Below are 9,202 nucleotides of genomic sequence, written 5' to 3' on the forward strand. Positions count from 1 at the left end.
CGCCGCTGAAGGCAGTACGCGGTTGTACGGCGAAGCGGCGCAACACCGTATGAGGAGGCTTTCGGTGGATGGCTATAATGCCCGACGACGGGATTTTGAAAGAAATACGGTTTCCCGGAATGACAGTGGTGGGTTTGCAAGGAAATCCGTCTGCTCCAACAAAAAAAGGGGCGTTGCCGCCCCTTGTTGGTTGATGTGCGCGGTTTTAGTCGCGCTTTTCGTCATCGCCGTCCGTGTTATCGCTGGGCGCGTCGGTGTTTTCGCTTTCGGCGCTGTTTTCGGCAGGCGTTTCGGTGGCAGGTGCTGTTTCGGCATGATCGTCCGCGTCTGCTGCGAGGTCTTCGGGCGGGGTAGCCGCCGGTACGTCAGCGTTTTCTCTTTCGGTGCTGGTTTCAGTAACCGGTTCGGCGGGCGCTGCTCCGGCATGATTGTCTTCGCCTGCGGTTTCCGCAATGTTTTCAGGTGCGGCGGTAGCGGGTTCTGCTTCGTCCGCCGCGTTGTTGTCAGCGGGTGTTTCCGGGGCGGGTTTGGCGACAGATGCGTCTTCAGCGGCTTCGTTCCCGTCTGTGCTTTCCGCGATGTTTTCGGGCGCGGTGGTAGCGAGTTCTGCTTCGTCTGCCGTAGTTTCAGCGGCGGGTGTTTCTGCTACGGGTTCGGCGATCTCATCGCTGTTGTCCGCGTCTGCCGCTGCGTCGCCGGGTTTTGCTTCGCGCAGGGTTTTGATTTTTGCGGCAAGCGTCGCCAGCAGTTCGGCGGTGGCTTGTTCAAAGCTGGCAATGCCTTCGGCTTCGAGTTCGACGTACAGTTGCGCCCAGTCAATGCCTGCATCGGTGATTTGTTGTAGCAGTTGCGGTGCCTGGTCGATGTGGCGCAGCAGGGTTTCTTCGGCGCGGCCATGTGCCTTGTAGGCGGCGTAGGTCGCGGGCGGAATGGTGTTGACGGTGTCGCGGCCGATGAGCAGTTCGACGTAGCGCACGTCGGAGTAGGCGGGGTTTTTGGTGCCGGTACTCGCCCAGAGCAGGCGCTGGACGGCGGCGCCTTTTTTGGCAAGATCGGCCCAGTCGTCGTGGCTGATGCGTTCGAGGTAGTAGCTGTACGCGGTTTGGGCGTTGGCGATGGCGGCGCGGCCGCGCAATGCGGCGTGCTCGTCGGCGAGCCGTGCGTCAATTTTGCTGTCCACGCGGCTGACGAAGTAGCTGGCAACGGAGCGCAGCAGGTCGATGGATTGTCCGGCGGCAACGCGCGTTTTCAAGCCGTCGATGTAGGCTTCCAGGGTTTGTCGGTAGCGTTCGGGCGAGAAGATGAGGGTCGCGTTGATGTTGATGCCTTCGGCGGTGAGTTCGCGGATGGCCTTGATACCCGCTAGGGTCGCCGGGATTTTGATCATGAGGTTTTCGCGGGCGACGCGGCGGTGCAGTTCGAGTGCTTCGGTGACGGTTTTGCCGCTGTCGTGGGCGAGGTCGGGCGAGACTTCGAGCGAGACCATGCCGTCGGTGCCGCCAGTTTTTTCGTACACGGGCAGGAGCAGGTCGCAAGCGCGGCGGATGTCGTCAATGGCGAGGCTGTAGTAGGCGTCGCGTGCGCTGCCGCCGGGGTTTTCGTCGAGCCAGTTGCGCAGGGCGCTGTCGTAGGCGTCGCCAGCGAAGGCTTTTTGGAAGATGGACGGGTTGGAGGTGATGCCGCGCAGGTCGTCTTCGTCGATAAGGCGCGTCAGTTCGCCGTTTTCGAGCATGGTGCGGTCGATGTTGTCGTACCAGACGCTTTGTCCGAAGGCGGCCAGTTGGCGCAGCGGGTTTTCGTTTTTGGCGGCGGGGACGGCGAGCGGGTAGTGCGCGTCTTCACGCAGTTTGTTGCCTGCAATCATCGCCGGGGCGACGGGCGCGGGGTGGTCCAGTAGCGAGACGAGGCCGGGCGCTTCGGCGTCGGAGGGCGGCAGCGGTTTGATTTTGGCGAACGAGGGCGCTTTTTTCGGCGCGGGTGCGGCGGGCTCTGCGGCCTCCGGGATGTCGTCGCGCAGTTCTTCGACGAGGCCGGGCGCGTTCATGTCGTCTTCGTTCAGGGTTTCCGGGCGTTCTTGCGGGATGTAGTCCGCCTTGCCCTGGCCGCGCACGGCGTGGACGTCGCGCGGGCGGCCTTTGCGCACGGTGCGGCCGTTGATTTCTTCCGGCGGGTTGAGCAGCGCTTCGAGGGTAGGGTTGACGTCGTCTTTGGGCAGGACACTGCGGTTCGTCTTGTTTTCGCGGCGCGGCGCGGCAGCAGGCGCTTCTTCGCGCGGCGCTTCTTGTTGTAGGGCTTCTTCGTAGCGGCGCGCGGCTTCTTCTTGCCGGTTGTTGTTGCGCGGTGTGCGGGTTTCGGTGGGCGCTTCGCTTTTGGTTTCGGCGGGTTTGCGCGCGGGTTGTGGTGGCGGCGCGGTTTCTGTCCGTTCGTTGCGGTCGCGGCGGTTGCGCGCCGGGGCGGTGCGTTCGCGCCGTTTGTCGCCGCTGTTTTTGGCGGGGGGTTCGGGGTTGGTGGCGGCGTCGCGGTTTTCTTTGAACAGGGCGACGACTTTGGAGAACAGCGCGGCGAGGCCGGTTTTTTGCACGGTCGGCGCGATTTGCGGCGCGGGTACGCGCGGGACGATGCCCTGCACGGCGGCCTGTTCGGCGACGGTTTCGCCCGGTTTGACGGCGATGTCGCTTTCTTCGTGGCTTTCGTGACGGGTGCGCAGGCGGTAGCTCGGTGTCGGGATGGCGTCTTCGTCCCAGTCGTCTTCGCGCTGGCGCTCGATGTAGTAGTCCGGCGTGTGCAGGTCGGCGTTCGGCACGAGGACGACTTCGACTTTGTTGCGCTGTTCGATTTGGCGGATGACGGCGCGTTTTTCGTTCAAAAGGTAGGTGGCGATGCTCACTGGCAGTTCGCCGGTGATGCGGCGGGTGCGTTCTTTCATCGCTTCTTCTTCGATGAGGCGCAATAGCGACAGTGCCATTGACTGGATGCCACGGATGGAGCCTTGGCCTTTGCAGCGCGGGCAGACGCGGTGGCTGGATTCGTCCATGGACGGGCGCAGGCGCTGCCGCGACAGCTCAAGTAGGCCAAAGCGGGAGATGCGGCCAATCTGGACGCGGGCGCGGTCGATTTTGGTCGCGTCATAGAGGCGGTTTTCGACGTCTTTGCGGTTGCGGCTGACGCCCATGTCGATGAAGTCGATGACGATGAGCCCGCCAAGGTCGCGCAGGCGCATTTGTCGCGCGATTTCGTCGGCGGCTTCGAGGTTGGTCTGGTAGGCGGTTTCTTCGATGTCGCCGCCTTTGGTCGCTTTCGATGAGTTGATGTCGATGGATACGAGCGCTTCAGTGTAGTCGATGACCAGTTCGCCGCCGGAGGGGAGCTGGACGTTGCGCTGGTAGGCGGATTCGATTTGGCCTTCGATTTGGTAGCGGGTGAAGAGCGGGATGTTGTCCTGATACAGCTTGAGTTTGTTGAGGTTGTTCGGCATGACCAGCGTCATGAAGTCGCTCGCCTGCTGGTACACGCGCTCGTCGTCAATGAGGATTTGCCCGATGTCCGGGCGCAGGTAGTCGCGCAGCGCGCGGACGATGATGTTGCTTTCCTGGTATATCAGGCGTTGTGGCGGCGCCTTGCGGTATTCTTCGGAGATGGCTTCCCACAGTTGCAGGAGGAAGTCCAAATCCCATTGCAATTCTTCTTGCGCGCGGCCAACGCCGGCGGTGCGCACGATGATGCCCATGTTGTCCGGCACGTCGAGCATATCGAGGGTTTCGCGCAATTCTTTGCGGTCGTCGCCCTGGATGCGGCGCGAGACGCCCCCGGCGCGCGGGTTGTTCGGCATCAGCACGAGGAAGCGGCCGGCGAGGCTGATGTAGGTGGTCAGCGCCGCGCCCTTGTTGCCGCGCTCTTCTTTGTCAATTTGAACAAGCACTTCCTGGCCGACTTCAATCATGTCCTTGAAGGACGGCTGGCCTTCGTGGGCAGTGGTGGAACCGGTCAGGTATTCTTTGCCGATTTCCTTGAAGGGGAGGAATCCGTGCCGCTGCGCGCCGTAATCGACAAAGGCCGCTTCCAGCGAGGGCTCAATCCGGGTGATTTTTCCTTTGTAAATATTGGCTTTTTTCTGCGCGGAATAAAGGGTTTCGATGTCAAGGTCGTAGAGTTGCTGGCCATCTACCAGCGCAACCCGCAGCTCTTCCTGCTGGGTGGCGTTAATTAGCATACGTTTCATGGTATAGAATCTCCGTAGCCGTACGAATCGCGCATACGGCTGAAATTTAAGTAAAAAACATTGTCCGTTCGAGCGTCCCGCTCCTGTCGGACTTTATCGTTACGGTTTTGAAAAATCTGTTGCCGGGCGGTCTTCAGTGGCCGCAAACCGGCGGGAAACTATACCAAATCAGGGCTTCCCCACGCAATGCGATGGACAACCACGCGGCCTTGTGCCACGATAGCGCCCAACCTCGCACCGGGAACGTTCCACACCATGCCGATCAGCCCACAAACCGAATGCCAATTAAGCACTTACGAGCAGCCTCTGAACGAACGCATCCGCCTCTTCATGCGGCTGGAATCGATGTTCTTCCAGATGAAAAACTTCCACCAGGCTGACGAATACTATTCCATCCAGCTCTTTCTCGATGCGCTGTTTGACGTGCTGGATTTCCTCCACCGCTACGAAATTCGTGCCGAAATTATCAAAGAACTGCAAGGCTACAAAACCGGCATTGACCGCGAACACTTCGCCCTCGGCTGGACGCTGGAAGAACGGGTGGCGACGCTGGAAAACATTGATATGTCGCTGCAAGAAGCCTACAGCCTCAACTTCAACCCCATCAGCGCCCTGCGCGAAAACGAACTCTTCACCAGCCTGCGCCAGCGCAACTTCAACCAGAGCGGCAACTGTCTCTTTGAAGTCCCCGCCTACCAATACTGGCTGCTGCAAAACGAAAACCACGAAATCCCCTTCCTGCAACAATGCTACGAAATGTTCCTGCCGATCGCGCGCGCGGTCGCGCTGGTGCTGCAACTGGTACGCGCCGGGGCGGAAATCACCAACGAATACACCGACGACGGCATCTTCCTGAAAACGCTGGACAGCAACCGCCGCAACCAGATGATCCGCATCCACCTCGACAACGAACAGCGCGTCTTCCCGCGCATCAGCGGCGACAAACACCGCTTCTCGGTGCGCTTCATGACCCAGGAAAACCCCGAACAGCGCGCCAAACAAGTGGAAACCCCGGTGCGTTTCTCCTTGCAAACCTGCGTCCTCTGACATGAACGCGAAAAACCCGAAGGGCTACCGCCCGCACACCTTCGCCAGCCTGCGCCAAAACCCGGTTCACTTCCTCGCCTTCGGCCTCGGTAGCGGCCTCATCCACCCCGCCCCCGGCACCTGGGGCAGCCTCGCCGCCACCCTCCTTTACTGGCCGCTCTCCTTCCTGCTGATAAACCCGACCGTCACCGCCCTCTTCCTCCTCGCCGCCTTTGCCCTCGGCTGTTGGGTCTGCGACAAAACCGCACGCGACCTCGGCGTGCATGACTTCGGCGAAATCGTCTGGGACGAATTTCTCGGCGTCTGGCTCGTCCTCGCCTACGTCCCGCCCGCCCTGTGGCAACGCTGGGGAACACTGCCGTGCTACCTCGCCGCCTTCCTCCTCTTCCGCCTCTTCGACATCACCAAACCGCCGCCCATCCGCCAAATCGACCGTCGCACCCCCGGCGGCCTCGGCATCATGCTGGACGACGTCCTCGCCGCCCTCTACGCCCTCGCCGTCCTGTGGCTTACAGCCGCCGTGTTATAATCCGCCGCCCTACAAACCGCAAGGAAAACCCATGAAAATCAACAAAAACAGCGTCGTCGAACTCACCTACGAACTCTACGACGACCAGGGACAAGCCATCACCCACGACGGCGAACCGCTCCTTTACCTGCACGGCGGTTACGGCGGCGTCTTCCCCAAAGTCGAAGCGGCGCTGGAAGACAAAACCGTCGGCGACCAAATCGAACTCACCCTCGCCCCGGAAGACCACTTCGGCGACATCCGCGAAGACCAAATCGTCAAAGAAGAGCGGAAAAACCTGCCGTCAAACATCGAAGTTGGAATGCTGCTCGAAGGCGAAGACAACCACGGCAACATCCACTACTTCCACATCACCAACATTGACGACACCCACGCCACCCTGAACGGCAACCACCCGCTTGCCGGACTGACCATCCGCTTCAAGGCAAAAGTGCAGAATGTACGCGAGGCGACCGCCGACGAAATCGCCCACGGCCACGTCCACGGCCCGCACGGACACCATCACCACCATCACTGAACCGGGGCAGCGCAAGCTGCCTTTTTCAATCACCCCGAAAAATATACATACACCTTCCCTGCTACCCTGTATGTAAAACCCAACCTGTCACCACCAGGCACACCTTTCCATCCAGCCGAACAACAGGAACGGTACCAACAGGAGAACCGCATGAACCAAGACACCTTCACCCAATACATCTTTACCACCTACAGCATCGAACCCGATTACCCCTGGGCAAAATACCCCGACTACGCCGTCTTCCGCCACATCAACAACCGCAAATGGTTCGCCCTGCTGATGCACATCCCCGCCGCCTTCCTCGGCCAGCACGACGACGAAACACGAATGCTGGACGTGGTCAACCTTAAAGCCCCGCCCGACCTCATCGATGCATTGCGCAGCCAGCCCGGCATCTACCCCGCCTGGCACATGGACAAAATCCACTGGGTCAGCGCCGCTCTCGGCGAGGCAGACGACGACACCGTGCGCCGACTGGTGGAAGACAGCTACCGCCTCACTGCCAAATGACCAACCTCACCCCCGCCAGTTGCGACCTGTTCAACCTGCCCTGCTACCAGTTCGCGCAACTCAAAAAATACGCCCCCGAAACCATCCCGCAAATCAAGGTGGACTACAAAGCTGCCTGGGAAACCTGGCGCGCCATCATCCAGCGCGTTGCCGCCCTGCTCGGCGAACCCTTCGCCGCGCCGCACATCGAGCGCTGGTGCAACGGCTGGCAAGTGCGCGCCCACTTCTTCGCCTACTTCAAATACCACGACTGGCAGGACAGCGCCGCCATCCTCTCTGTGCTGCTCAACCGCCGCCGCCTCACCGTCAGCCTTGACTGGCACTGCTACAAAGCGGGCATCTCCACCACCACCATCGACCACTACAACCGCTGGCCGGACGCGCTTGACCGCAAAACCTACGCCGACTACGACCTCTGGCACGGCAGCGACGACGAATACGCCGACTACCCGCGCGTCGCCGATTGCGGCGAACTGCCACTCCGCGACGCCACCGACTACTACAGCATCGGCAAACATATAGAACGCGACCAGCTTGGCCGCATCGACAGCGCCGCCTGGATTGCCGATACCCTCCGCACCCTGCAGCCCCTTTACGAAGCCTGCCACCCCTGATAAAGAAAACCTGCCCGCCAGTCAGGAGCCGATTACAATTCACCCCGCCCTGCTTGCGGACGCGCACAAGTTGGCTCCCTCCCCCGTGGGGGAGGGCTGGGGTGGGGGCAGCAAACCAATCGCGTAGCGACAAACATCGCTGGCGAAGAAACCCGCCAGCGGCAGGAAAAGAAGCCCACCCTGCCCCAAACGACAAACCCAAACCCTAAAAAGGAAACCCCCATGCACGACACCCTCCTCGCCCTCTCCCCGCTCGATGGCCGCTACGCCAACAGCGTCGCCGCGCTGCGCCCCGTCTTCTCCGAATACGGCCTGATGAAAGCGCGCGTCCGCGTCGAACTCGAATGGCTGAAAGCCCTCGCCGCCGCCCCGGAAATCGGCGAAGTCGCCCCCTTCAGCGCCGCGACCCTTGCCGAAATTGACAGCGTCATCGCCGGATTCACGCCCGAAGACGCCGCCGCCGTCAAAGCCATAGAAGCGACCACCAACCACGACGTCAAAGCCATCGAATACTGGCTCAAAGAACGCTTCGCCGGCGTACCCGAAGTCGCCGCCGCCAGCGAGTTTATCCACTTCGCCTGCACCAGCGAAGACATCAACAACCTCGCCCACGCCCTCACCCTCAAAACCGCGCGCGACACTATCCTCCTGCCGCACATTGACACCATCAGCGCCAAACTGCGGACAATGGCGCACGAACACGCGGCGCTGCCGATGATGAGCCGCACCCACGGCCAACCGGCGACGCCGACCACCCTCGGCAAAGAAATCGCCAACGTTCACTACCGCCTGCAACGCCAGCGCGAGCAGCTCGCCGCCCAACCGCTGCTTGGCAAAATCAACGGCGCCGTCGGCAACTACAACGCCCACCTCGCCGCCTACCCGGACTACGACTGGGAAAACCACTGCCGCCGCTTCGTCGAAGACGCGCTCGGCCTCACCTGGAACCCCTACACCATCCAGATTGAGCCGCACGACTACATGGCGGAACTCTTCCACACCCTTGCCCGCCTTAACACCATCCTCATCGACCACAACCGCGACATCTGGGGCTACATCTCGCTCGGCTACTACAAACAAAAAATCAAGGCGGGCGAAATTGGCTCCTCCACCATGCCGCACAAAGTGAACCCGATTGACTTTGAAAACTCCGAAGGCAACCTCGGCATGGCGAACGCCATCCTCACCTTCCTCGCCGAAAAACTGCCGGTGTCGCGCTGGCAACGCGACCTCACCGACAGCACCGTGCTGCGCAACATGGGCGTCGCCATCGGCTACACCGTGCTTGGCATGAGCGCGCACCAGCGTGGCCTCGACAAACTCGAAGCGAACCCCGCCGCGCTTGCCGCCGATTTGGACGCCACCTGGGAGCTGCTCGCCGAACCCATCCAGACCGTGATGCGCCGCTACGGTATCGCCAACCCCTACGAAAAACTGAAAGAACTGACGCGCGGCAAACCGCACCTGGACGCCGCCACCATCCGCGCCTTCATCGACACGCTGGACATCCCGGAAGACGCCAAAGCGCGCCTGCTCGCCCTCACCCCCGCGAGCTACACCGGCAAGGCGGAGGCGCTGGCACGGCGGATATAAAGGTGGATTGACTGTTCTCCTCAAGGAAAGCGGACAAAAATCCGCAATAAGAGCCTGTTTAGAGTCTGGGAAAACCTGTTTTCTTGTGCGAACGGGAGCAGGTAAAACCGCCGATATACTCCCTCTCCCTGTGGGACAAGCATTGCTCGCGTAGCGAGAGAGGGCTGGGGTGA

7 protein-coding genes are annotated in these 9,202 nt (G+C 61.1%); 6 read left to right on the top strand and 1 reads right to left on the bottom strand.

Going from position 1 to position 9,202, the window contains the following annotated elements; genetic code table 11:
* Window positions 1-205: 205 nt before the first annotated feature.
* Window positions 206-4,219, bottom strand: coding sequence for a transaldolase (gene tal, locus Q0349_RS04850; RefSeq protein ID WP_298079752.1), 4,014 nt, complete (start codon window positions 4,217-4,219; stop codon window positions 206-208).
* 255 nt (window positions 4,220-4,474) lie between these two features.
* Between tal and zapD the strand changes: the two genes are divergently transcribed.
* From zapD to purB, 6 genes are all read left to right on the top strand, one after another.
* Window positions 4,475-5,266, top strand: coding sequence for a cell division protein ZapD (zapD, locus tag Q0349_RS04855; RefSeq protein ID WP_298079753.1), 792 nt, complete (start codon window positions 4,475-4,477; stop codon window positions 5,264-5,266).
* A 1-nt stretch (window position 5,267) separates the two neighbouring features.
* Window positions 5,268-5,795: a phosphatidylglycerophosphatase A gene (locus Q0349_RS04860; RefSeq protein WP_298079754.1), complete on the top strand. Its 528-nt coding sequence runs from the start codon at window positions 5,268-5,270 to the stop codon at window positions 5,793-5,795.
* Between the two features lie 31 nt (window positions 5,796-5,826).
* Window positions 5,827-6,312: a peptidylprolyl isomerase gene (locus Q0349_RS04865; protein WP_298079755.1), complete on the top strand. Its 486-nt coding sequence runs from the start codon at window positions 5,827-5,829 to the stop codon at window positions 6,310-6,312.
* A 150-nt stretch (window positions 6,313-6,462) separates the two neighbouring features.
* Complete coding sequence (locus Q0349_RS04870) at window positions 6,463-6,822, top strand: MmcQ/YjbR family DNA-binding protein (protein ID WP_298079756.1); 360 nt, start codon at window positions 6,463-6,465, stop codon at window positions 6,820-6,822.
* Complete coding sequence (locus Q0349_RS04875; protein WP_298079757.1) at window positions 6,819-7,436, top strand: HI_0552 family protein; 618 nt, start codon at window positions 6,819-6,821, stop codon at window positions 7,434-7,436. Before Q0349_RS04870 ends, Q0349_RS04875 begins: the two co-directional genes overlap by 4 nt.
* A gap of 222 nt (window positions 7,437-7,658) precedes the next feature.
* Window positions 7,659-9,029: an adenylosuccinate lyase gene (gene purB, locus Q0349_RS04880; RefSeq protein ID WP_298079758.1), complete on the top strand. Its 1,371-nt coding sequence runs from the start codon at window positions 7,659-7,661 to the stop codon at window positions 9,027-9,029.
* The last annotated feature ends 173 nt before the right edge of the window (window positions 9,030-9,202 follow it).

This window comes from uncultured Cardiobacterium sp. (assembly GCF_938028185.1).
In the GTDB taxonomy this organism is placed as follows: domain Bacteria; phylum Pseudomonadota; class Gammaproteobacteria; order Cardiobacteriales; family Cardiobacteriaceae; genus Cardiobacterium.